The following is a 23,967-nucleotide window of genomic DNA, read 5'->3' as shown; positions in this document are numbered from 1 at the left end:
CAAGCTGAGGGTGATGATATAGTCTAGTCCGGCTGCTGTTTATGCGCAGCGAAATATTCCGAAAGGAACGGTAGGTACGTGGCATCCAGACATCATTGAATTCATTATTTCTAAAATGCAAAATCCAAGAATTCTTCGTTTCTTGATTGAAAATACTCAAGACGAAACGATAAAAAAGCATGCGAAAGAAAAACTAAAATTCACTCCATTGACATTGCAAGAAGAAGCAATGTACCAAGGGATTGTTAATTATAAAAATATTCCTGGGTTTGGCGGTTTCAGTGCAGATATTATTAGAGCAGCTGAAGAAAAGCTTGAGACAGGCGGTAATTATACTGTCCACAATTCAGAGTTCCTTACAGGTGCTAACATCTCGATTACGTTAACAAAGGAATTTATGGAAGCTGTTGAGAACGATGCGGAATTCGAATTGCGCTTTCCAGATGTTGAGTCCTACGATGCTGAAACGATGAAAATCTACAATGAAGAATGGCATAAAGTAGGCGATGTACGCGAATGGGAAAAGCTCGGATATAAGGTGCGCACATATAAGAAAATCAAAGCAAAAGAGCTTTGGAATCTTGTTAATATCTGTGCGACATACTCCGCAGAACCAGGCATTTTCTTTATCGACAATGCCAATGACATGACCAATGCCCAAGCTTATGGTCAAAAGGTTGTAGCAACTAACCCTTGTGGGGAGCAACCCCTTGCACCATACAGTGTGTGTAACCTTGCAGCGGTTAACCTTGCGGAAATGGCTGATAAGGAAACAAAGACTGTTAACTTTGAGAAGTTAAAACGCACAGTAGAAGTAGGAGTAAGGATGCAGGATAATGTCATCGATGCCACTCCATACTTCCTAGCTGAAAATAAAAAGCAAGCTCTTGGTGAGCGTCGAGTTGGTCTTGGTGTTATGGGACTTCACGATCTTCTCATCTACTGTGAAACAGAATATGGTTCAGAAAAAGGAAATGAACTTGTTGATAAGGTTTTTGAAACCATTGCAACAACTGCTTATCGTGCTTCTGTTGAGCTTGCAAAAGAAAAGGGTAGCTTCCCGTTCTTGGATGGGGAAACTGCTGAAGATACAAATCGTTTAAGGAACGCGTTCATCAACACAGGATTTATGAAAAAAATGCCTGAAGATGTACGTAAATCCATACTTGAAAATGGAATTCGTAATTCACATTTGCTAACTGTTGCTCCGACGGGATCCACTGGGACAATGGTTGGCGTCTCTACAGGACTTGAGCCGTACTTCTCTTTCTCTTACTTCCGAAGCGGCCGTCTTGGTAAATTTATTGAAGTTAAAGCAGATATCGTTCAGGAATACCTAGATGCAAATCCAGAAGCTGATGCAGAGAATCTGCCAAACTGGTTTGTTGCGGCAATGGAATTAGCTCCAGAAGCCCACGCGGATGTTCAATGTATTATTCAGCGTTGGATTGACAGCTCCATTAGTAAAACCGTTAACGCACCAAAAGGGTACAGTGTTGAACAGGTTGAAAAAGTGTACGAGCGCCTTTATAAAGGGGGAGCAAAGGGAGGAACAGTCTATGTTGACGGTTCCCGTGATTCGCAGGTCCTAACCTTAAAAGCTGAAGAAAATAGCTTTGAGGAAGATAAGGTAGAAAAGAAAGAAAGATCAAAACAGCATGTCGTACTAGTAGATACCATTAACGAACTTCGCTCGACAAATGTTACAATCGGCTCAGAGGTAGGGGATACATGCCCTGTTTGCCGAAAAGGGGAAGTTAAAGGTATTGGTGGCTGTAATACATGTACAAACTGTAACGCCCAGTTAAAATGTGGCCTATAAAAAAATAATCTAAACCTAGAGGATGGAAATAATTTTCCATCCTCTTTTCTCATTTCTAGCTCATACTAACTGTACAGAAGAACGGAGAAATGAGGGATAAAGAAACATGGAGCCATTTAAACCACAGCTAGTATATATTGAACCACGGGCGTTAGAATATCCTCTCGGTCGAGAGTTAAAGGAGAAGTTTGAAAAGATGGGGTTAGAAATAAGGGAAACCACATCTCACAACCAAGTTAGAGGAATACCTGGGGACAATGAACTGCAACAATATCGAAATGCAAAATCTACTCTCGTTGTAGGGATAAGGAAGACGCTTAAGTTTGATACCTCCAAACCATCGGCAGAATATGCAATTCCCCTAGCAACCGGTTGTATGGGACATTGCCATTATTGTTACCTGCAAACAACCCTAGGCAGTAAGCCTTATATACGGACGTATGTTAATCTTGATGAAATTTTCGAACAAGCTGAAAAGTATATGGAGGAAAGAAAGCCTGAAATCACAAGGTTTGAAGCCGCATGTACATCTGATATCGTTGGAATTGATCATTTGACTCATTCTCTAAAGAAAACAATCGAGTATTTTGCTGATAAAGAATATGGTCAACTCCGATTCGTAACTAAATTTCATCATGTCGACCATTTACTTGATGCTAAACATAATGGAAAAACCCGTTTTCGGTTTAGCATCAATTCCAGATATGTCATAAAACACTTTGAACCCGGCACCTCCTCTTTCGACGAACGCTTAGAGGCCGCAAGGAAGGTGGCAGGCGCAGGATATCCGCTCGGTTTTATCGTTGCACCCATCTACCGGCATGAAGGGTGGGAGGAAGGATATCATGAATTGTTTGAGCGCCTTCATCATTCGTTAGAAGGTATCGACTTAGAGAACTTAACGTTTGAACTGATTCAACATCGTTTTACCAAGCCAGCGAAGAAAGTGATTATGAAGCGTTACCCAAAAACTAAATTGGAAATGGATGAAGAAAAACGAAAATATAAATGGGGTCGTTACGGAATTGGTAAATATGTGTACCAAACCGATGAAGCCAAGGAAATGGAGACGTCCATTCGAGAATCAATCCATCATTTCTTCCCAAAAGCAGAAATTCAATATTTCACTTAATAGAAATTTTTGCTTGTACGCCGTACTATTTTACACACAAGTCGATTAAAAATGTATCAAGCAAGTTACTGATTGGAGTGGACTTGTATGTATATAGACGGTGTTTTTTCAGGGGGAGGAATTAAGGCGTTCTCTCTTATTGGGGCTTGTCAAGCAGTTGAGGAAAAGGGATTACGTTTTAAACGGGTTGCAGGTACGAGTGCGGGCTCCATCGTGGCTGCATTTATTGCCGCGGGTTATACGAGTAAAGAGATGGCCCAGCTAGTTGATGAATTAGAATTGAAGTCTTTTTTGGATTCCCGGAATACCTTTCTTCCATCCGCGTTAGCAAAATGGTTGTTTATCTATTGGAGATTGGGGCTGTACAAAGGGAAAGAGTTAGAACGCTGGCTTGAGGAAAAGCTTGCTGCTAAAGGGTTAAGAAGATTTGGGGATCTTCCTCCTGAAAGTTTGCGAGTTATTGCTTCAGACTTAACCAATGGCACGATGATGGTCATACCCGATGATTTACCGAAGTATGGCATTAATCCACATTCTTTTCCAATCGCGAAAGCAATTAGGATGAGTTGTAGCCTCCCTTTCTTCTTTGAACCGGTTAAAATCAAAGATTATCAAGGTTCAATTGTCATTGTGGACGGTGGTGTCCTAAGCAATTTCCCAATGTGGTTGTTTGATAAAGAGAATGTAAAAAAGGTAAGGCCGGTACTTGGTGTGAAACTTAGTCATCATTTAAGTGAACATCCTCGTCATAAAATTAACAACGCTATTCATATGTTTGAGGCGTTGTTTGAAACAATGAAAGATGCACATGATGCCAGATATATATCACGAAAGCACGAGAGGAACATTATCTTTATTCCAACGGATGGAATTTTGACAACGGAGTTTGAATTAACTGACGAAAAAAAGCAGGCGTTAATACAGGTAGGATGGAATAATGCGAATCGGTTTCTTAAGAGCTGGGGGTATTAAAAAAATCGGACTCAAAACGAGGCCCGATTTTTTTTCTTTCCTTTTTTTCCTTCGATTACGGTTAGGTGCGAGGTATCTTTTCTTTTTTTTCTTGCAGCTGAAAGTGATCCGATTGACGGACGTTTAGAAGGAGTTGATTGCTCCTTAGTTTGAAAGCGTTTCTTTGAACGTTTAGCTGCTTTTTTAAATGCCCTTTGCTCATGGTTCTGTGAAGGGCTAGCTTGTGAAAATCGTCTAAATAAGAAATAGATTACTCCGACAATTAATGCCATCCCTGCAATCATTTTAATAAAACCACCTGGGTCTGAAACGAGCTTTGAAATGATTCCAATTGCTGCCAAGACTATTAAACCCAAGATTATATAAAATGAAGTTTGATTTTTCAAAAAAGCCACCTCCCTAAAAGCATCATGAGCATTTTTTTTCACTTTTAAACTTGGTCGAATAATTATTTTTATACAATTTCTTCAGTCTCCCGATATTTTCCTGCCTGATATTCGGGTAAAGAAATTATTTGTGAAAATTAAATTTTTATCAAATGTTAACTATATTCATCCTATCTATATTTTACCAAATAAAAGCTTAATTCTCTAGTCTAATTGATTGTCCACAACGCAAAATATCTGGGAAAACAATGTAAGGAATAAGGAGTGATGGGCATAATAACAAACGGAGGTGCTAGTAATGGCAGAAGATCAAAAGCGACTTGAACAAAATAAACATGAAAAGCCCATGTCCTTTATTACTATGGTAGTAATAACAGGTTTATTTGGGGGTATCTTATGGAGTTCCATCGCATTACTCGCTTACGTATTTAACTTTACAGATGTGCGTCCAAATTTAATTCTTGAGCCATGGGCTCTTGGTGATTGGAAAAAAGGTTGGATTGGCACTATATTTTCTATTGTAGTCATTGGAGTTTTATCGATTGGGGCATCCTTAATTTATTATGCGCTATTAAGAAGGTTCAATAATCTTTGGGTTGGCTTGCTTTATGGTGCTGGACTATTCCTACTTGTCTTTTATGTACTAAATCCAATTTTTCCAGGTATTGATTCATTTTGGAAGTTATCAAGAAATACATTGATTACCACGGGTTGTATTTATATTTTGTATGGAGTTTTTATAGGCTACTCCATTTCATTTGAAGAAGCTGAACGGAATGCGAGTGACGAAAAACCAAAGGAAAGCCCCGCATAATTCTAGAGGTAGTGGGAACGAAAATAGTTATGGTAGAATGTTCTTAATGAACATTCTTTTTTGAAGTGTGAGGAGAGGGGATACATAATGGTGAAATTACAAAAAATTCAAAAGCGGATAGAAGAATTGGGGTTAGACGGGTTACTACTCACTAGTAACTACAACCGTAGATATATGACTGGATTTACTGGTACAGCAGGTGCTGTGTTAATTACGGCGGAAAAAGGGCTCTTTATTACCGACTTCCGCTATACGGAGCAGGCAGAAAAACAGTGTACAGGGTACGAAGTAGTGAAGCAGAGTGGGAGCATCGCAGCAGAAGTGGCCTTGCAAGTTAAAGATTTAGGCTTGAAAAAGATTGGATTTGAGGAAGACCATGTCACATTTTCCGCTTACAAGGTGTTTGAAAAGGAAATTGAAGCTGAACTTATTCCTGTTTCAGGTGAAATTGAAAAGTTACGCTTGATAAAGGATGGGACAGAGATTAAGATATTAAAGGAAGCAGCAGGCATCGCTGATGCTGCGTTTAAGCATATTCTCGATTTCATTCGTCCTGGGAAAACAGAATTGCAAGTGTCGAATGAATTAGAGTTCTTTATGAGATCTTTGGGAGCTAGTTCCTCTTCTTTTGATATCATCGTTGCTTCGGGTTATCGTTCGGCCCTCCCTCACGGAGTAGCAAGTGATAAAGTAATTGAAACAGGCGATTTTGTAACCCTAGATTTTGGGGCTTATTATAAAGGGTACGTTTCGGATATTACGAGAACAATTGCTGTAGGACAGCCAACAGATAAGCTTAAAGAAATTTATGAGATTGTTCTGGAAGCTCAACTGCGTGGAGTTAATGGGATTAAACCAGGACTAACTGGAAAAGAAGCGGATGCATTGACAAGAGACTATATTACCGAAAAAGGATATGGGGAATATTTTGGTCATTCCACAGGACATGGCATTGGACTAGAGGTTCATGAAGGTCCTGGTTTATCTGTGAAATCAGATATTGTGCTGGAAAAGGGAATGGCTGTAACAGTTGAACCTGGAATATACATACCTGGCCTTGGCGGTGTAAGAATAGAGGACGATATCATCCTCACAGAGACCCATAATGAAAGGCTAACCCATTCACCTAAAGAGCTAATCATTCTTTAATAAAGGCTAGGAGGATTTATTTTATGATTTCAGTTAATGATTTTCGCACAGGTTTAACAATTGAAGTAGACAATGGCATTTGGCGTGTTATGGATTTCCAACATGTTAAGCCAGGAAAAGGCGCTGCATTTGTACGTTCTAAGCTACGCAATCTTCGTACTGGTGCAGTTCAAGAAAAGACATTTCGTGCAGGTGAAAAAGTTGGTAAAGCGCAAATTGATAACCGCAGAATGCAGTATCTTTATGCAAGTGGCGACCAACATGTATTCATGGACAATGAATCATACGAGCAAATTGAATTACCTGCATCGGCTATTGAATATGAATTGAAATTCCTAAAAGAAAACATGGAAGTTCAAATTATGATGTATCACGGGGAGACTCTAGGGGTTGAGCTTCCAAATACAGTGGAACTCGAAGTTACTGAGACAGAGCCAGGTATAAAAGGTGATACTGCTTCTGGTGGTACAAAACCTGCTACTCTTGAAACAGGCTTAACGGTTAACGTTCCATTCTTTGTAAATCAGGGAGACCGTTTAATCATCAACACAACAGATAGTTCATATGTTTCACGTGCTTAACCAAAAGGACCTGCTCACATAATGTGAAGCAGGTTTTTTCTTTCTTCGGCCGCTTTAATGCCTAGCCACTAGTATATATTGCTAAAATAAGGGATTGTGCATTATTTTGTGACAAGCTAATCCTGTTTCACGAAATAGTAATATTTATCCCCTATGAAGGTAGGAGTTATTTGCTAATATAAACATGATAGATTATCACTTTTTAGAGGGGTGAATTTAACTTGAAACGCCTTGCAGCTCTTGTTTTTACAGGAATTTTAACAATAGGTATAGCAACAGGTTGTAGTTCAGGAAATGAAGAAACTCAATTGGTACTAGATTCTAAGCATACATCGATGCCAGATTATGTGATAAATTCTTCGCCGATTGTTCAGGAGACCTACTTGATGGCCGCAAACTATCCAGAAGTCCTTGCATCTGTTCCATGCTATTGTAATTGTAATGAATCAGCGGGACACATGAATAATTTGGAATGCTTTGTGAAAGAAATGGGTCCAGACAATAGTGTAAATGAATGGGATCCTCATGGAATAGCCTGAGACATTTGTGTAGAAATCGCCCGGGAGGCGGTTGAAATGAATAAGGACGGAAAAGATATGAAGGAAATATATCGATTAATAACTAAGAAATATGAAAATTACGGAGTACCAACACCAACACCTGCTCCGCTATAGAGGATGCTGACAAGGATGAAAAAAACATTAGTAGCTTTCGGGGCAATAGTCCTTTTCATTATAGTACTTATGATTGGACTGAATTTTGACAAGCCATCTAAGGAAGAACAAGCTTTCATTGAAAACGGTGAAAAGCTTTATAATCAACTTTGTCTAGCCTGTCATGGTGAAAATGGGAAAGGGGAGGGGGAATTGCCGGGTACAGCCCTTAATAATCAACATTTTTTAAATACCTATGCAGATGGAGACCTTTATAATCAGATTAAGGATGGCAGATTTGAGGCTAGGATGCCAGAATATGGCTCAATTCTATCTGAAACCGAAATCAATCAGCTTGTTTCTTTTATACGGAGCTGGCAAACTGAGACACTAAAGTTAGAAGCGCCGACTGCGTTTGATGGAGACCCATTAAATGGAGGAAAACTATATGATTTATACTGCGCAAACTGTCATGGTATAACTGGAAGTGGGCTGAACGGAACAGCTATTGCCCTAGGTAATCCTGATTTTCAAAGACACACAACAGATGAACAAATTTGGATTTCAGCCGCCAATGGACGTGAGGAAACACGGATGGGTCCATCATTGAAAGGGCTAAGTGGTGTTAGACAGCTAAGCGAACAGCAAATCACCGATATTGTTTCCTATATTCGTAAAGAATTAGGGTTTAAATACAACCCTAATGAGGATAAACACCAACACCCGGTACAGGGAGAAGAAAATAGTAGGAATGAAGAAGAGCAATCCAGCTAATGGATTGCTCTTTTTTTAGTCTAGCTTATGCCACGTACAAGGGTTAAATACTAATTCTGGACTTCACCGTTCCATTGATTCATACCACCGGTCATATTATAAATGCTAGTAAATCCGTTTTCTGCAAGGATAGCACTAGCCTCTGAGGAACGGTTGCCGCTTCTGCAAACAATTAAGTAGCTTTCCTCCTTATCCAACTCATCAAGCATTCCTTCAATTACTTGAAGTGGGATTAGCTCTGCATCAGGGATATGCCCAGTCGAGAATTCCTCCGGTGTTCGGACGTCGATCACATGTACTTCACCATTTGCGACCATTTTTATGGCTTCCTCTACAGATACATCTTGATATGTTCCACTCATGCACCCAGTTAGAGAAACGATTAAGACTAGGAATAAAGCGATATATTTTTTCATTATCTTATAGCCTCCTGTTGATACGTCTATAGGTATTTTACCTTATTCATGACTAAAAGAATATGGAGATTCTATGGCGATTGTTTATCAATGAGAAAACACTGTTTGGATGTTATTTATTTAGTAAATTTGACCACTTTTTGTGGAATTTATGACAAATAATTTAAGAATCCTTTGGGGTAACAAAATGTTCAAAACTAAACAAGCGCTAATAGGGGATATCCGTCTATAGTAAAAATTAGCAGAAGAGTATTTATAGGAAAAAGTGTATATAAGGAGGATCATCATGGTTAAAAAGTGGCTGGCAACCATTATGGCAGTATTTATTAGTGGAGGCTTTATTTCTAACAATGTACAGGCGGAAGATAAATTTATTGCAGAGGACTTCCCTTACTCTGAATTAAGTATTCAGGTAATGCCGGAGTTTGATTACCCGGAAGGCTGGCCAGAAGAAAAGCCAAGTTTATTAAATGCTTACTACGGAACAATTACGAATAAAAGTGGCCAGGATTTTAAAGGAGAACTTGAATTCCCGGTCCCATTAGACGATAAGGAATTTAAAGTATACCTTGTTGCCGAGTTTCCTGCTGGAAAACAGTCGGAAGTGCAAAGGCCTTATAAACTAAACAAGGAAAATGAAACCTTAACATGGGAGCCAACAGAAACGATAAAGAAAGATGCTACCTATGAATTCGTAATTGAGTATTATTCAAACCCAATATCAGCAAAAGGGGAAGAGAAGAATTTTGATTTTCAGTTCACACCTGAAGCGAATGTTGAAAAACTAGATGTGGTTTTCTATAATCCGCTGAATTCTAAAAATTTTAGCCTTGAACCAACTGCACAAAATGTTTCAGCTACTGATTATGGACAAGAACTTCACTTTTACCAATATACGGACGTGAAAAAGGGAGAAGCTGTTCAATATGCTACTTCCTATCAAAAAGAGGGAAATGAGTCTACTCTATCGATTATCAGTAAATTACCTCCTGAAGATGACAACAATAGTGGAACAACGGCAACTAATTCATCAATAACTGGTCAACAACCAATCATTGGGATTGCGGGTGCGATAATTATAGGCATCTCAATCATCATTGCAGGAGCTTTTGTCTTTTTTGGAATTAAAGGGACCAAATCAAACTCCAATCAAAAACATTACAGTAACTCTAGCAAGAAAAGGGGGCCAACCTCTAGAACCCCAGTAAAAAATCTCAATGATGAAAAGAAACAACTAAGAAATAAGCTTATGAATGGGAAGATTGATGAAAAGACCTATGAGGAAAAAATGAAAAAACTAATATAAAGAGGGTGAATGGAATGAAGAAAAACACAATTATGACGATGGCTGGTCTGGCAATAGCTGCTGCGATTTTGATTCTGTTAATGGCTGCTACACCAGCTTCAAGTGGGGTAGAACTTCCTTTAAAAGAACTTCTAGAAAATCAGGAGAAACATCAGGATGATTTTGTAACAGTTGAGGGGTTACTGATTGAAGATTCGATAGAATGGGATGCAGATAAAATAGAGTTGAAATTTGATGTGCAGGACGAAGAAGGCAACACATTACATGTTGTCTATAATGGGGTGAAACCAGATAACTTCTCAGAAGGAGTTATTGCCATTTTACAAGGATATTTAGGTGAAAAGGATAGTTTCATTGCTGAATCCGTGCAAACAAGATGTCCTTCCAAATATGAAGGTGAAGACATGGAAAATTATGATCCTGAATTCCATAAAGAAAAGCTGAATGAACCTTCAAGTGAAGAGTAAACGGCTAACGACAATAAGAAGGTGACAATATGTACTTACTAGGAACCGCATCCATTTATATTGGTCTAGCTCTAGCAATCTATTCATTCATTATCCTTGTAGTTGGGATAAAAACAAAAAAACAAAGCTTAATCAATAGTGGGAAAGGTGGCGTCATCGCTGTATTTATCTGTACAGCTACTGCTGTTGCTGTCCTTCTCTATCTTTTAGGCACCTCGCAATTTCAATATGAATATGTCAGTAATTATACAAGTAGTGAGCTACCAATAGGTTATAAGCTAGCAGCATTATGGGCTGGTAATTCAGGTTCGCTGCTCCTATGGAGTTTCTTTTTAACAATGTATACAGCCATGATTGTTCTTTCACGAAAAATGAAAGGGAATCCGATGGTTCCGTATATTTCAGCAATTTTGCTTGTAAACACCTTGTTCTTTTTCATCATTCTTGGCTTTGTTGCAAAGCCATTTGCTCTTCTTGATGCAATTCCGACCGAAGGAAGAGGATTGAACCCGATGCTCCAAAACCCGGGAATGATTGTCCATCCGGTAACATTGTATCTAGGTTATGTTGGACTTGCCGTGCCGTTTGCATTTGCGATGGCGGCACTAATTCTAAAAAATGTAGATGACTTTTGGATTAAAATGACAAGAAGATGGACAATCATTGCTTGGTTGTTTTTAACCCTAGGGAATGTCCTGGGTGGTCAGTGGGCTTATGTTGAGTTAGGTTGGGGTGGTTACTGGGCTTGGGACCCAGTCGAAAATGCTTCCTTTATGCCATGGTTAACCGCGACTGCGTTCCTACATTCTGTCATGATTCAAGAACGGAAAAACATGTTAAAGGTATGGAATATCTCGTTGATTATCCTGTCCTATGCGTTGACGCTATTTGGAACTTTCCTGGTCCGAAGTGGTGTCTTGACTTCAGTTCATGCATTTGGAGATTCAAACTTAGGAATGTACTTCTTAATTTTTATGGCTGTGATTGTTGTGGCTGCTCTTTATATCCTTATGAGTCGCTATCAACTACTTAAAAGGAGTGCTGGCGAATTCACTTCCTATATATCGAAAGAAAGCAGTTTCTTGGTTAACAATTTACTACTCGTTGGTGCAGCATTTGCAGTGTTTTGGGGGACGATTTTCCCGCTTGTCTCAGAAGCAGTTAGAGGAACAAAAGTTACCGTTGGAATCCCGTTTTTTAATACCGTCCAAGCTCCAATCCTTTTATCGATGATGTTTGTAATGGCAGTATGTCCATTGCTCGCATGGCAACGCTCTTCTAAAAAGAACTTGAAAAAGAACTTTTTACTCCCAGCAGCCCTTAGTGTCATTGGAATGGTTTTAATGGTAACTCTAGGTATCCAGAAGGCATGGGCAGTAATCGGCTATGGAGTCATCATCTTCCTATTTGTTACTCATTATCTTGAATTTTACCGAGGAGTTAGGGCTCGCAGAAGGATGACAAAAGAGCCTGTGCTAATCGCATTATATAAGCTGATGATTAAAAATAGACGGCGTTATGGTGGCTACATCGTTCATATAGGAATTGCGTTTATCGCAATGGGGATTATTGGTTCACAAAACTACGATACTGAAACAATGAAAACACTTAAAATTGGAGAATCCATTGATGTAAATGATTACCGAATAACCTACGAGCGTCTTGATCAACGTGCCGAAGGGATTAACGATATTGTTTACGCTGATTTAACCGTTTTCAAGAATGGGAAAAGGGTTGGAACTTTCCAACCAGAGAAAATTTTTTATGGGAACTGGGATGAACCTTCTACAGAAGTAGCATTGCATAGTTCGATTGTAGAAGATTTGTATATGGTTTTAAGTACTTGGGATGAGAATGGGACAGCAACATTTATTATTAAAATCAACCCGATGATCAGCTGGTTATGGATTGGGAGCATTATGGTAGTCATTGGCTCGATGTTTGCTATTTGGAGTGGAAGATATCAAAATGTAACGCCTAAATACACTGGGGTTATGAAAGAGGTGGCCTAAGTGAATAAGAAGCTTGCTATTGGAATACTTATTCTTTTGTTTGGGTTTCAATCGTTTTTATTAAAAACAAACGCCTCGGAAGTAAACAAAGAATACGACTATAAGTCTGCAGAGTTTAAAGAAGTTGCCTCACAATTCATGTGTACCTGTGGGTGTGGCCAGGATCATTATGCCTGTGATATGGCAGGGTGTAAGAACACAGAATCATTCAAGGAAGACCTCGTCGAAATGTTAAATAAAGGGATGGATAAGGATGAAATCCGAGAGTATTATGTCCAAACTTTAGGAGAGGAAATTCTAAGTGCGCCCGAAAAGAAAGGATTTAGCCTGACAGCGTGGGTACTTCCATTTGTCGCCTTAGGTGGAGCAGGAACCGGTGTATTCTTTCTTGTTCGTAAATGGACGAGAAGACCAGGGGAAGTGGAGGTTTCGGAAGTGGAAGGAACATTAAAAGACGAGGTAGAAGAAGAAATTATCTCGTCCATGATCGAGGAAGAACGTAAAAAGTACCTTTAGGATGTGAACATAATGCCAGAGATTTCAATCATCTCGATGATACTAACAGCCATTCTTGCTCTTGTCTGTTTGTTTCTTGTAGCTGCACCATATTTTACTTGGAGTGGGTTATTCAATGATGAAGCAGTGGGTGAGATTCCTGTCAATTCAAAAGAGGTATTATTAACTACTTTGAATGAGCTAGAATTTGAACATAAAATGGATAAGCTTTCAGATACAGATTACCATCAGTTGAAAAAACAATATGAAATCCAAGTAACGAAGATTATGAAAGAAGAAGAACGATCTTCAAATGCAAAAATCGACGATGACTTAATGGCGGAGGTTGAACGTGAGATAGCGGAAGCCACACGAAATTATCGGAAACAAAAGGGAGAGAGCTAGATGAGAAAAGTAGCAATACTCCTGTTTTCCTTACTATTGATTCCTTTTGTAAGTGTAAATGCTCTAACAGAGACGGTAAAAGTGGATATGCATTATATTGTCGTCGACCCAGGGGAAGATGGGATTCTAAATATCCAGCATATGGCGAACTACTCAAACACTGGAACTGAGGATTACAAAGGGGAAGTGGAAGAAGAAGGTGTTCTAGCCATTTCCCTTCCAACTGGGGCACTTGATTTACAGGTTCAAGATGAAAACCTTGGGATGCAGGTAACAAAAACAGGGTTTACAACATCGTTGCCGATTCCAGCGCAGGAATCGCAAATTATTTCTTACAGCTATCAAATTCCATCTGGCGTGCCTGTTGTGTTTTCTCTTGATTATCCGCTAGAGGTTCTCCAGGTTTTAATTCCAGAAGGAAAAGGGAGCCTGCAATTTTCCGAGCCTGAAGTAGCAGGTCCCCAGCAGATGCAAATCGATAGTAAAACCTACTGGATGTATAATGTCGTTAATATAAGTGCAGATATGGAAATTAATTTCGCGTATCTTAAAGACACACAACCAGTTGCTGATGCTATCGCTGCACCATCAAAGACCGAGGTTCAGGTGGAAGAAAGCAAAGAACAGAATAGCACTAGTGCTGTAACAAGGACCGCACCAGAATTCCATAACCCAGGACATTTACGGATGTGGTATCAGTCGCCACTAAAGAAGTTTGATCCTCATATTTTAATGATTGTTCTAGCGGTCATCCTAGTTGCAGGAGTGGGGTATTATTCCTATTTTAGATGGAAGAATCGTCTACTAGAGCAACAGCTAGGACTTGATAAAGAGGAAACGGAATTTAAACAACTAGTCGCCCGGCAGAATGCTATTATGGACAAAATTATTGAACTTGAAGAAACCAATGCGGATGGCAAACTTGAAGAGGAAGAATACCTTGCAAAACTATCAGCTTATAAACAACACCTTGTCCAGGTAAAGCAAAATCTCAGCCGTTTTGTTGAATAAGGGGGAGAACAGATGAAAAATAAGGTTTCGCGAATCATTGTTATGCTCCTTGTGATTGGTGCGTTCACTTACTTTATCTTAAATTTAGACAAGGCCGAGACAACTGGACTTGGTGAAAAAGCCATCGACTTTCAACTAGAAGACATCGACGGAAATTTACAAAGTCTTTCTGATTATAAGGGTCAGGTAGTCGTCATCAATTTCTTTGCAACTTGGTGTGGTCCATGTGTAGACGAAGCACCAGAACTAGAAGCCTTTGAACAGGAATATGGAGATAAGGCAAAGTTGTTGATTTTAGATTTAGGAGAAACAAGGGATAGAGTGAAAAAGTTTATTGAAAAGCATAATACTACTTCCACATACCTATTCGATTATAAAATGGATATAAAAGACCAGTTTGGTGTTACCGGACAACCTGAAACCTTTGTTATCGATAAAGAAGGAGTTATTAGAGAACACTATAAAGGTCCTTTAACCAAGGAGGATTTATATAATTTAGTAGTAGATTACCTTTAAAAAACGAGACCCAAGAATTTCCTTGGGTCTCGTTTTTTAGATTTCTCTACCAGTTGCCCCTGGTGACTTATCAGTATCTCTACCATTATTATATTTTGGATCTAAGCCTTTTGTTTTGTTGTTATGGTCATCTCCGATATACCGATTTTTCAAGTCTCTTTGTTCTTCTTGGAAGCGTTTGTGATCGTTTACCATCAGTATTCCTCCTTTTTCCTTTACCCGTTATTTTTTTGTTTCCTAAGTATTGTGTAATCCTCCCTATAGGAAGGATTTTTTTTATTGTCTCCTCTTTCTCACTTGTAAGTCATAATGTGTCCAAGCCAGCATACATTTTAAGTAGTGAGAGGGATTATTCAGGAGGAGTAGATATGCAGGAGATTCTGTCTTTTTTACCAAAACGGATTGTGGAAGCTCTGGAAGCAATTCCTCAAGTTCAAGAGGATAGGGTTGAAGAAATTAGAGTTAGGATTGGCCGACCTCTGGAAGTCGTTGCAGAAGGTTTTGCAAGTTTCTTACCTTATTTTGTTACTCCCGAAGACGGGGTTCAACTCTTAAATAAACTAGGTAACTTTTCGATGTATACCCTTGAAGAGGAATTGAAAAGAGGTTACATCACGATTGCTGGAGGCCACCGGGTGGGGCTAGCAGGGAAGGTCATCCTTGAGGCAGGGAAGGTAAAGGCAATACGCGATATCTCATCATTTAATATCCGAATTGCTAGAGAGAAAATCGGCATAGCAGAGAAATTGCTTCCCTTCATATATACGGAAGAATGGCAACATACCATTATCATCGGTCCACCACAAACTGGAAAAACAACGCTACTTCGTGATGTCGCCAGGGTGATATCTTCAGGGATAGAAAAGGAGAACGTCCCTCCCATGAAGGTTGGGATTGTTGATGAACGATCGGAAATTGCGGGGTGTGTACATGGAATTCCACAACTAACTTTTGGACCGAGAGTAGATGTTCTCGATGCATGTCCAAAAGCGGAAGGGATGATGATGTTAATCCGTTCTATGAGTCCAGATGTTTTAGTTGTTGATGAAATTGGAAGAGAAGAGGATGCTGCAGCCATCATGGAAGCCGTTAATGCGGGCATCAAATTAATGATGACAACCCACGGAAATACGTTAGCAGATATTAGGAAACGCCCTTCGTTACAGCCAATCATTGATATGGGGATATTCACAAGATTTGTTGAACTATCTAGATCACTTGGTCCTGGTACAATTTCTTGTATTAAAAATGAAAAGGGTCATGAAATCGCCCGAAAAGTGAGCGTGACTTGAATGATGAAATTAATCGGAGCAGCACTTATTATTGTTGCAACATCTTGGACAGGCATGGAGGCAGCCAAGCAACTAAGTGAGCGTCCTAAGCAATTACGCCATCTAAAAGCTGCGCTGCAATCGTTAGAGGCTGAAATTATGTACGGGCATACTCCCCTTCATGAGGCCGCACGAAAGCTTGCATCCCAGTTATCTAAACCTATAGCGTTGCTCTTTGAATACTTTGCTGAAAACCTTATGGAGTCAGAGACAACGGTGAGGAAGGCATGGGAGGAAAGTTTAAATAAAATATGGAAAAAGACAGCTCTTAAACAGGGTGAGTATGAAATACTTCGGCAGTTTGGGGAAACGCTTGGGCGTCATGATAAGTATTCCCAGCAAAAACAAATCAACCTGGCCATTACGCATCTTGAAAGAGAGGAAGGCGATGCCTACGATCGGCAATTGAAATATGAAAAAATGGTGAAAAGTCTAGGTTTTTTATCTGGGTTACTGCTAATTATTTTACTGATGTAACGATTAGGGGGCAGACGAGATGGGTTTGGATGTTGATATTATTTTCAAAATCGCCGGTGTAGGCATTGTTGTGGCATTTCTGCATACGATTCTTGATCAGATGGGGAAAAAAGAATATGCCCAATGGGTAACGTTATTCGGCTTTATATATATCCTTTTTATGGTCGCATCAGTTGTAGATGACCTCTTTGAAAAAATTAAATCTGTGTTTCTATTCCAAGGATAAGGGAGGGCTTAGAGATTGAAATCATACAGATTACTGGGGTTGCTCTAGTCGCTACCTTTCTTGCCCTTATCCTAAAGGAACAAAAGCCTAATTTTGCATTTTTACTGATTGTATTCACGGGTTGTGCCATCTTCCTTTTTCTTGTCGATCAGATTTATTTAATTATTAATATGATTGAGCAACTGGCTACAAACGCAAAGGTAAACCTCATTTATGTCGAAACGATATTAAAAATTATTGGCATCGCTTATATCGCGGAATTTGCCGCACAAATTACCAAGGATGCTGGGCAAGGGTCGATTGCTTCAAAAATTGAGCTAGGGGGAAAAATACTTATCCTTGCTACAGCCATTCCAATTTTAACTGTGATGATTGAGACGATTATTCAGTTAATCCCTGGATAAACAGGGAGGAGGAGCTAATCATGTTGGGGGAAAAAATGAAGCAAAAGATGCAGCTAACTTTTAGTATCGTACTTGTCCTTTTTTTCTTATCCTGTACAGGTGTACAAGCTAATACAGAGGAGGACAAGCAAGAAGGTCTCATCCAAACAGAGGGAATAGCTAAAGAGCAACTTGATGCCTTAAATATAGACGAGCTTCAAAGGTTTTGGGAGGATATCCTAACGGAGTATGGAGGTTTCTTACCCGAAAGCCAAAAGGGAAGCTTATACGATTTTATAAGTGGAGAGAAAGAGTTTAGTTTGAAGGAATGGCTAAAAGGAATCTTACAATTTATGTTCCATGAATTCCTTGCTAATGGAAAACTACTAGGATCGCTCGTGTTGTTAACGATTTTTAGTATCTTTTTACAAACTCTACAAAACTCTTTTGAAAAAAGCACTATCAGTAAGGTAGCGTACTCAATTGTGTTTATGGTATTAATCATCATTGCTTTAAACAGTTTTCACATCGTCCTTGATTATACAAATGAAACAATTGCGAAGATGATACATTTTATCCTAGGGTTAATCCCACTTTTGTTGGCATTAATTGTTTCATCCGGTGGTTTTGTTTCTGCAGCCTTTTTCCATCCAGTTATTCTATTTTTAATGAATACGAGCGGGATGTTCATTCAATATATTGTACTTCCCCTGCTAATGCTGTCTGCTTTACTCAGCATTGTCAGTATTTTAACGGATCATTATAAGGTCACACAGCTTGCTGGTTTACTAAGGAACTGGAGCATAGGCCTTTTAGGAATGTTTTTAACGGTCTTTCTAGGGGTTATTTCGGTTCAAGGGGCAGCGACAGCTGTTACAGATGGAGTGACATTAAGAACAGCAAAATTCATGACAAGTAACTTTATTCCAGTGATTGGCAGATTTTTCACAGATGCTACAGACACAGTCATCAGTGCTTCCTTATTGTTAAAGAACACGGTTGGGATTGCAGGAGTAGCCATTGTCCTATTAATAGCGGCTTTTCCGGCTGTGAAAATTCTGTTGATTGCTTTTACTTATAAATTTGCAGCTGCCATCCTCCAACCTCTAGGGGGTGGTCCAGTTATAGCCTGTCTTGATGTCATCTCAAAAAGCATCATTTATGTATTTGCAGCACTTTCAATCGTCTCACTCATGTTTTTCCTGTGCATAACCGTGATAGTTGCTGCTGGAAATTTAACGATGATGGTCCGATAGGAGGAGCGAGTTTTGGATTTTTTAACAGAGTGGATCACAAATATAATCATTTTTATCTTGCTAGCAACTGTCATCGATATGCTCTTGCCCAATTCGAGCTTGCAAAAATACGTGAAAGTGGTCATCAGTTTACTACTGATTTCAATTATATTATCTCCGATTATGAAAATATTCTCGAGTGATTTTGAGTCAGCAATTGCTTCTATTTCCAATTTTAATAGCGAAGTAGATGAAGAAAAAATGGAAAATTTAATAGAATTGCAGAAAAAAGAAATACAAGCCTCCCAACATGCATATATTTTAGAACAAACGGCTGTCCAATTAAAGCTGGACGCAAAAGAGGAGTTGATGGAACAGTACGGTATGGAAATTGCAGAGATCCAAGTAGAAGCAGAGGAAATGGACGAAAACCTTTCTCCGGAAAGCTTGCAATCTATTACAGTTCAGATTGCTAAGCAAGGGGATAAGGAAGACGCAGTCGCTGTAGTTAAAGAAATAAAAATTGATACTGCCGAGCCCCTTCCATCAGAACCAAACTCGCAAAACACGGAAGAAATCAATGCTTTTCTTGCAGAGAAGTGGAATGTTCCAAAAGCGTCAATTGAAATTGTCATAGAAGGGGGGACATAAAGTCGCGATGGGCAATGATAAAGGGCCAATAAAATGGATAAAAAACCAGCTGTTCAAAAATGAAGACTCACAAGATAAAAAGGCCGCCAAATACCCTTATTTACTAATTGTAGTATTATTCGGGGTTGCCATCATGCTGGTAGGCAATTTATTTTCACGAGACACGACCGAAACAAATGGTATTCCTGCCTTTAATAATAATGCTAGCCAAGAAGATGAGCCAGCCTTCGGCCAAAAGAAAACAGCTGAAAATAACATGATTGCTGATTATGAGGATGAATATGAAAGAGAGTTAAAGGATGCCTTAGAGACAATTGCTGGTGTAGATGAGGTCACGGTAATCGTGAACGTTGATGCAACCGAAAAAAAGGTGTTAGAGAAAAATACCGTTACCCAATCTCAAACAACCGAGGAAACTGATCGGGAGGGTGGGAAACGAGGAGTTGAGGATCTCTCAAAGGATGAACAACTCGTCATCATTCGTGAGGGAGAAAATGAAACTCCGATTGTCCTAGAAACAAAGAAACCTACAATTAGAGGAGTTCTTGTTGTCGCAAAAGGAGCAGAAAATGTACAGGTCCAAAAATGGATCACTGAAGCGGTTACTAGAACACTTGATGTCCCAAGTCACCGAGTTTCAGTGTTACCTAAAAAATCTAAGGGGGATTAACGAATGTTATTAAAGAAACAGACAGTTTGGTTATTGACAATGCTAAGTTTGGTCGTTGTATTATCAGTCTATTATATTACTTCTCCTGAACCAAATCAGGGAAATCTAGCTTCAGTCGAAGAACAAGAAGAAAATGCTGTCAATGAAGAGGCTGTGGAAGAAGTTGAATCTGAAGATGGTGAGACGATTATCTCTGGCATTGCAAGTGACGAGCAGTTTGAAGCTCTACGTTTAGACCTTGAAGTTGCGCGAAGTGAAATGAAGGAAGAATATCAGGAAATTTTAGCCTCTACTGATTTACCTGTAGAACAAAGAAATAACGCATATGAAAAAATGCAGGAATTAGATAGCATTTCGCAAAAAGAAGGAACACTTGAAACATTGATTAAAACAATGGGCTATGATGATGCACTTGTAAGAGCAGACGGAGACAAAGTCCGTGTTACTGTTAAAGCGAAAGAACATACTGCTACAGAAGCAAACGAAATTATTCAAATGGTTAGGAATGAATTAGGCTCGTTACAGGCGGTTGCAGTAACGTTCCAACCTGAAAAATAAGGGACTAAAATGGCCGGGTAGTCGTGAACACCCGGCCTTTTTCTGTGCAGATTGCAGATGAAAATAAAAGGCAGTTTTCGTAAGGATTGTTGTTAAAATTGTAAAAATCTTAAAGCCGATTTTTACTACCTAAAGCCGATTTTAACGCAAGATAAGCGATTTTGTACGTTATAGTAAGTTTGCAAGCTCTTTTCTCATGGTTAAAAAGCTATTTGCAGCGAACAAAGCTTAATCGATTTTATTTTGTATCCAAAAAGCAACAAAGTTTGAGAAAAGAGCCAAATAAAAAGATTTACAGATAATTTCACTTTTCTTCAAGAGAGGTTTAAAATGGAAGTAATAGTCTGAATTATCATTAAGTATAGAATCACAATCGTAACATATTGAATTTTAACATGGTATTATCGTATAGTATTAGTATCTAGTCATAAAAAGGTAGAGTGAAGCAGTTGCTTTTACGTGAAAAGCGTAAGCGAAGTGTCTAGAGCGGAATATCAACATCCAAGTTTAACAAAGCCTTCTTTTTAAAACGAATCAAAATTACACCGTTTAGACTTGTACTCAATACTTTTGTTTACTAAAAAATAACCAAGGGGTGTTTGAAATGTTAAAAGTTCAGGAAATCAGAGAAATAATTAAGCTAGTTGATCAATCAAGCATTGATGAATTCAGTTACGAGATTGAAGGCTCAAAGATTAAAATGAAAAAGAAGAGTGCTGGTCAGCAAGTATTGGTTGAGCCAGCAAAGGTTGTAGCTGAAACACCAGCGCCAATCCAACCTGTTCCAACTCCTACTGCAGCTCCTGCAGTTCAGGTAGACGAGCCAAAACAAACTGCAAAAGAGGAAAATGTTCAGGAAACAAATTTACATAAGATCACTTCTCCAATGGTGGGAACCTTTTACGAATCACCATCACCAGATGCCGATGTATATGTAAAACCTGGCTCTAAAGTAAGCAAGGATTCAATTGTATGTATTGTCGAAGCAATGAAACTATTCAATGAAATTGAAGCAGAAGTTAATGGAGAAATTGTCGAGGTACTAGTAAAGGACGGACAGCTTGTGGAATATGGCCAGCCTTTATTCCTGGTAAAGCCTGAATAAGGAGCGTGAATGGCGTGATAAAAAAACTATTGATTGCTAACCGAGGAGAAATTGCTGTTCGTATTATCCGTGCTTGTCGTGAGCTTGGCATTGAATCTGTTGCGGTTTATTCTGAAGCCGATAAAGAATCCCTTCATGTACAGTTAGCGGATGAGGCATACTGCATTGGACCAAAAGCCTCGAAGGATAGCTATTTAAATTTTACAAACATTGTCAGTGTCGCAAAATTAACGGACTGTGATGCAATCCATCCTGGGTACGGATTTTTGGCTGAAAACGCTGATTTCGCAGAGCTATGTAGAGAGGTTAATATTATTTTTGTTGGCCCTACTCCAGAGGCTATTCAGAAGATGGGTACAAAAGACGTAGCGCGAGAAACAATGCGTGAAGCGAATGTCCCGATTGTCCCAGGTTCTAGAGGAATCATCAACAATACGGACGAAGCAGTTGAGCTCGCTGGCGAAATTGGCTATCCTGTAATCATTAAGGCGACTGCTGGAGGCGGCGGTAAAGGAATTCGTGTTGCCAGAACAGAACAAGAACTTATAAAAGGGATTAATATTACTCAACAGGAAGCAAACACCGCTTTCGGAAACCCTGGAGTATATATTGAAAAATATATCGAGGACTTCCGCCATGTGGAAATTCAAGTGTTGGCCGATAATTACGGGCATACCATTCATCTGGGAGAAAGAGATTGTTCGATTCAAAGGAGACTACAAAAACTCCTTGAAGAAACCCCATCTCCCGCTTTGGACGGGGAAACTCGAGAAGAAATGGGAAATGCAGCCGTAAAAGCAGCAAAAGCTGTTGCTTATACAGGCGCTGGCACGGTAGAATTTATATATGATTACCGCAATCGTCAGTTTTATTTTATGGAAATGAATACCCGAATCCAAGTGGAGCACCCTGTAACTGAGATGGTAACAGGAGTCGACCTCATTAAGGAACAGATAAAAGTGGCATCCGGAGAGAGGCTTAACTTAAAACAGGAAGAAGTCACATTTAATGGTTGGGCAATCGAATGCCGTATCAATGCTGAAAATCCGGCCAAAAATTTTATGCCGTCAGCTGGTAAAATTAAAATGTATCTTCCGCCAGGAGGCCTTGGTGTCCGTGTTGATTCTGCTGCATATCCGGGTTATTCAATCCCACCGTACTATGATTCGATGATTGCAAAGGTTATCGTTCACGGTAGCACCCGTGAGGAAGCGATCAGCCGAATGAAGCGAGCGCTGTCCGAATTTGTGATTGAAGGAATTCATACCACGATTCCTTTTCATTTGAAATTGCTTAGTCATGAGCAATTTGTTGATGGGCAGTTTAATACGAAGTTTTTAGAAATGTATGATGTGATGGCTGAAGAATAATTTTGGAGGTGCAAGCAATGAGTGAACAGCGTGTGCTAGAAATGAATCAGGGTGATAATAGTCTTGGAAAAGTTGAAATTGCTCCTGAAGTAATTGAAGTAATTGCAGGGATTGCCGCGTCAGAGGTTGAAGGTGTATCACAAATGCGTGGAAGCTTTGCAGCAGGTGTCGTTGAGCGCCTTGGTAAAAAGAATCATGGTAAAGGGGTTAGGGTGGAACTTGCAGAGGATGGCATCAAGGTAGATGTTTACTGTATGATGAAGTTTGGATTATCCATCCCAACCGTTGCCCAAAAGATTCAAGATAATATTCGTCAGGCTCTTCTAAACATGACCGCTCTTGAAGCGTCAGAAGTAAATATTCATGTTGTAGGAATACAATTTGAAAATCAAAAACCTGAAGGTGAAGTCGAAGTAGATATGTAAAAGGAAGACCAAAGACAGAGTCTCTCTGTCTTTGGTTTTTTGTTTAAAAATTTCGGCAGATTGTAATCAAGCTGATTAAGTTCCTTAATAATAGTAAAAATAATAGTGAAGCCATTCGCATAAGGCCAATGGTATGCTATTATCTTGTTAGTGAGCGCTGACACCATAAAGGAGTTTTGAACATAATGAAAAGAAGAACAGCAAGAGAAAAGGCATTGCAGGCCTTGTTTCAAATCGATATTAGTAAAGTTGAATCAAACGAGGCGATACAACATGTCCTTGAAGATCAACCAAACGATACCTATTTAACAAGGCTCGTCGAAGGAGTTATTCAACATCAAGAAGAGATTGACACTATAATCAAAGAGTATTTAGAAAAATGGACGATCGAACGTCTCGCTCATGTGGACAGAAGCTTATTACGTCTTGCCGTATATGAATTAATGTACTGTAAAGAAGAAGTACCAGCAAATGTTGTTTTGGATGAGGCGATTGAGATAGCAAAAATTTACGGGGATGACCAGTCTAGTAGATTTATCAATGGGGTACTTTCAAAAGTCAAACAGGCTGTATAAATGCTCCAAATTCTAGAGCTGGACGCCTTAAAAGGGAATAAGGGGGATGG

At 39.3% G+C, this 23,967-nt stretch carries 29 protein-coding genes and 1 pseudogene; 27 read left to right on the top strand and 3 right to left on the bottom strand.

The window, feature by feature from the left end:
* Window positions 1–70: 70 nt before the first annotated feature.
* The 3 genes and pseudogenes from LG336_RS20065 to LG336_RS20055 form a co-directional block, all read left to right on the top strand.
* Window positions 71–1,822, top strand: a pseudogene (locus tag LG336_RS20065) (vitamin B12-dependent ribonucleotide reductase); the annotation flags it as partial.
* Between the two features lie 106 nt (window positions 1,823–1,928).
* On the top strand, window positions 1,929–2,954 hold the full coding sequence (gene splB, locus LG336_RS20060; protein ID WP_404329251.1) for a spore photoproduct lyase: 1,026 nt from the start codon (window positions 1,929–1,931) through the stop codon (window positions 2,952–2,954).
* Between the two features lie 87 nt (window positions 2,955–3,041).
* Window positions 3,042–3,926 carry a patatin-like phospholipase family protein gene (locus tag LG336_RS20055; RefSeq protein WP_404329250.1) on the top strand — a complete coding sequence of 295 codons (885 nt, stop codon included), beginning with the start codon at window positions 3,042–3,044 and terminating at the stop codon, window positions 3,924–3,926.
* A gap of 11 nt (window positions 3,927–3,937) precedes the next feature.
* On the opposite strand, the gene LG336_RS20050 is transcribed toward LG336_RS20055, so the two are convergent.
* Window positions 3,938–4,321, bottom strand: a complete 384-nt coding sequence (locus LG336_RS20050; RefSeq protein WP_404329249.1) for an SA1362 family protein — start codon at window positions 4,319–4,321, stop codon at window positions 3,938–3,940.
* 289 nt (window positions 4,322–4,610) lie between these two features.
* Here LG336_RS20050 and LG336_RS20045 point away from each other — a divergent pair, with 289 nt between their 5' ends.
* The 5 genes from LG336_RS20045 to LG336_RS20025 all read left to right on the top strand — a co-directional run bounded on the left by LG336_RS20045 (window position 4,611) and on the right by LG336_RS20025 (window position 8,283).
* A complete protein-coding gene (locus LG336_RS20045) occupies window positions 4,611–5,126 on the top strand; it encodes a YqhR family membrane protein (RefSeq protein WP_404329248.1) in 516 nt (171 codons plus the stop codon).
* Between the two features lie 87 nt (window positions 5,127–5,213).
* Window positions 5,214–6,275 (top strand): aminopeptidase P family protein, encoded by a 1,062-nt coding sequence (locus LG336_RS20040; RefSeq protein ID WP_404329247.1) that lies wholly within the window; start codon window positions 5,214–5,216, stop codon window positions 6,273–6,275.
* A gap of 23 nt (window positions 6,276–6,298) precedes the next feature.
* A complete protein-coding gene (gene efp, locus LG336_RS20035; RefSeq protein WP_404329246.1) occupies window positions 6,299–6,856 on the top strand; it encodes an elongation factor P in 558 nt (185 codons plus the stop codon).
* Window positions 6,857–7,077: 221 nt separating this feature from the next.
* Window positions 7,078–7,530, top strand: coding sequence for a PCYCGC motif-containing (lipo)protein (locus LG336_RS20030; protein WP_404329245.1), 453 nt, complete (start codon window positions 7,078–7,080; stop codon window positions 7,528–7,530).
* Window positions 7,531–7,545: 15 nt separating this feature from the next.
* Window positions 7,546–8,283, top strand: coding sequence for a c-type cytochrome (locus LG336_RS20025; RefSeq protein ID WP_404329244.1), 738 nt, complete (start codon window positions 7,546–7,548; stop codon window positions 8,281–8,283).
* 50 nt (window positions 8,284–8,333) lie between these two features.
* Here the strand turns inward: LG336_RS20025 and LG336_RS20020 are convergent, their stop codons facing one another.
* Window positions 8,334–8,699, bottom strand: a complete 366-nt coding sequence (locus LG336_RS20020; protein WP_404329243.1) for a rhodanese-like domain-containing protein — start codon at window positions 8,697–8,699, stop codon at window positions 8,334–8,336.
* Window positions 8,700–8,985: 286 nt separating this feature from the next.
* On the opposite strand from LG336_RS20020, the gene LG336_RS20015 reads away from it, so the two are divergent.
* Genes LG336_RS20015 through LG336_RS19985 form a run of 7 tightly spaced genes read left to right on the top strand, consistent with a single transcriptional unit; the run spans window position 8,986 to window position 14,911 of the window.
* Window positions 8,986–10,005 carry a hypothetical protein gene (locus LG336_RS20015; protein WP_404329242.1) on the top strand — a complete coding sequence of 340 codons (1,020 nt, stop codon included), beginning with the start codon at window positions 8,986–8,988 and terminating at the stop codon, window positions 10,003–10,005.
* 14 nt (window positions 10,006–10,019) lie between these two features.
* Window positions 10,020–10,472, top strand: a complete 453-nt coding sequence (locus LG336_RS20010; protein ID WP_404329241.1) for a cytochrome c maturation protein CcmE — start codon at window positions 10,020–10,022, stop codon at window positions 10,470–10,472.
* A 29-nt stretch (window positions 10,473–10,501) separates the two neighbouring features.
* On the top strand, window positions 10,502–12,484 hold the full coding sequence (locus tag LG336_RS20005; protein WP_404329240.1) for a heme lyase CcmF/NrfE family subunit: 1,983 nt from the start codon (window positions 10,502–10,504) through the stop codon (window positions 12,482–12,484).
* On the top strand, window positions 12,485–13,000 hold the full coding sequence (locus LG336_RS20000) for a cytochrome c-type biogenesis protein (RefSeq protein WP_404329239.1): 516 nt from the start codon (window positions 12,485–12,487) through the stop codon (window positions 12,998–13,000).
* A gap of 12 nt (window positions 13,001–13,012) precedes the next feature.
* A complete protein-coding gene (locus tag LG336_RS19995) occupies window positions 13,013–13,384 on the top strand; it encodes a hypothetical protein (protein WP_404329238.1) in 372 nt (123 codons plus the stop codon).
* Window positions 13,385–14,395 carry a hypothetical protein gene (locus LG336_RS19990; RefSeq protein WP_404329237.1) on the top strand — a complete coding sequence of 337 codons (1,011 nt, stop codon included), beginning with the start codon at window positions 13,385–13,387 and terminating at the stop codon, window positions 14,393–14,395.
* A gap of 12 nt (window positions 14,396–14,407) precedes the next feature.
* Window positions 14,408–14,911, top strand: coding sequence for a TlpA family protein disulfide reductase (locus LG336_RS19985; RefSeq protein WP_404329236.1), 504 nt, complete (start codon window positions 14,408–14,410; stop codon window positions 14,909–14,911).
* 36 nt (window positions 14,912–14,947) lie between these two features.
* Here the strand turns inward: LG336_RS19985 and LG336_RS19980 are convergent, their stop codons facing one another.
* Entirely contained in the window at window positions 14,948–15,106 is a 159-nt protein-coding gene (locus LG336_RS19980) for a hypothetical protein (protein ID WP_404329235.1), read from the bottom strand.
* 173 nt (window positions 15,107–15,279) lie between these two features.
* Here LG336_RS19980 and spoIIIAA point away from each other — a divergent pair, with 173 nt between their 5' ends.
* The 12 genes from spoIIIAA to nusB all read left to right on the top strand — a co-directional run bounded on the left by spoIIIAA (window position 15,280) and on the right by nusB (window position 23,917).
* Window positions 15,280–16,203, top strand: coding sequence for a stage III sporulation protein AA (gene spoIIIAA / locus LG336_RS19975; RefSeq protein WP_404329234.1), 924 nt, complete (start codon window positions 15,280–15,282; stop codon window positions 16,201–16,203).
* Entirely contained in the window at window positions 16,204–16,719 is a 516-nt protein-coding gene (gene spoIIIAB / locus LG336_RS19970; RefSeq protein WP_404329233.1) for a stage III sporulation protein SpoIIIAB, read from the top strand. It abuts the gene before it with no gap.
* Window positions 16,720–16,738: 19 nt separating this feature from the next.
* The gene (gene spoIIIAC, locus LG336_RS19965) at window positions 16,739–16,945 is read left to right on the top strand and encodes a stage III sporulation protein AC (protein ID WP_404329232.1); all 207 of its coding nucleotides are present in this window, start codon (window positions 16,739–16,741) and stop codon (window positions 16,943–16,945) included.
* Between the two features lie 23 nt (window positions 16,946–16,968).
* Window positions 16,969–17,349: a stage III sporulation protein AD gene (spoIIIAD, locus tag LG336_RS19960; RefSeq protein ID WP_404333236.1), complete on the top strand. Its 381-nt coding sequence runs from the start codon at window positions 16,969–16,971 to the stop codon at window positions 17,347–17,349.
* Between the two features lie 20 nt (window positions 17,350–17,369).
* Complete coding sequence (gene spoIIIAE / locus LG336_RS19955) at window positions 17,370–18,584, top strand: stage III sporulation protein AE (RefSeq protein WP_404329231.1); 1,215 nt, start codon at window positions 17,370–17,372, stop codon at window positions 18,582–18,584.
* Between the two features lie 12 nt (window positions 18,585–18,596).
* Window positions 18,597–19,214, top strand: a complete 618-nt coding sequence (gene spoIIIAF / locus LG336_RS19950) for a stage III sporulation protein AF (protein WP_404329230.1) — start codon at window positions 18,597–18,599, stop codon at window positions 19,212–19,214.
* 7 nt (window positions 19,215–19,221) lie between these two features.
* Window positions 19,222–19,884: a stage III sporulation protein AG gene (gene spoIIIAG, locus LG336_RS19945; RefSeq protein WP_404329229.1), complete on the top strand. Its 663-nt coding sequence runs from the start codon at window positions 19,222–19,224 to the stop codon at window positions 19,882–19,884.
* A gap of 3 nt (window positions 19,885–19,887) precedes the next feature.
* On the top strand, window positions 19,888–20,442 hold the full coding sequence (locus LG336_RS19940; protein ID WP_404329228.1) for a SpoIIIAH-like family protein: 555 nt from the start codon (window positions 19,888–19,890) through the stop codon (window positions 20,440–20,442).
* Between the two features lie 604 nt (window positions 20,443–21,046).
* A complete protein-coding gene (accB, locus tag LG336_RS19935; RefSeq protein ID WP_404329227.1) occupies window positions 21,047–21,547 on the top strand; it encodes an acetyl-CoA carboxylase biotin carboxyl carrier protein in 501 nt (166 codons plus the stop codon).
* Window positions 21,548–21,561: 14 nt separating this feature from the next.
* Window positions 21,562–22,917: an acetyl-CoA carboxylase biotin carboxylase subunit gene (accC, locus tag LG336_RS19930; protein ID WP_404329226.1), complete on the top strand. Its 1,356-nt coding sequence runs from the start codon at window positions 21,562–21,564 to the stop codon at window positions 22,915–22,917.
* A 17-nt stretch (window positions 22,918–22,934) separates the two neighbouring features.
* Window positions 22,935–23,342, top strand: a complete 408-nt coding sequence (locus LG336_RS19925) for an Asp23/Gls24 family envelope stress response protein (RefSeq protein ID WP_404329225.1) — start codon at window positions 22,935–22,937, stop codon at window positions 23,340–23,342.
* A 185-nt stretch (window positions 23,343–23,527) separates the two neighbouring features.
* Window positions 23,528–23,917 carry a transcription antitermination factor NusB gene (nusB, locus tag LG336_RS19920; RefSeq protein WP_404329224.1) on the top strand — a complete coding sequence of 130 codons (390 nt, stop codon included), beginning with the start codon at window positions 23,528–23,530 and terminating at the stop codon, window positions 23,915–23,917.
* Window positions 23,918–23,967: the final 50 nt, after the last annotated feature.

This window comes from Mesobacillus maritimus (genome assembly GCF_044803185.1).
In the GTDB taxonomy this organism is placed as follows: Bacteria; Bacillota; Bacilli; order Bacillales; family Cytobacillaceae; genus Mesobacillus_B; species Mesobacillus_B maritimus_B.
The sequence above is the reverse complement of the archived record's forward strand: the minus strand, read 5'-3'. Positions and strand labels throughout refer to the sequence as shown.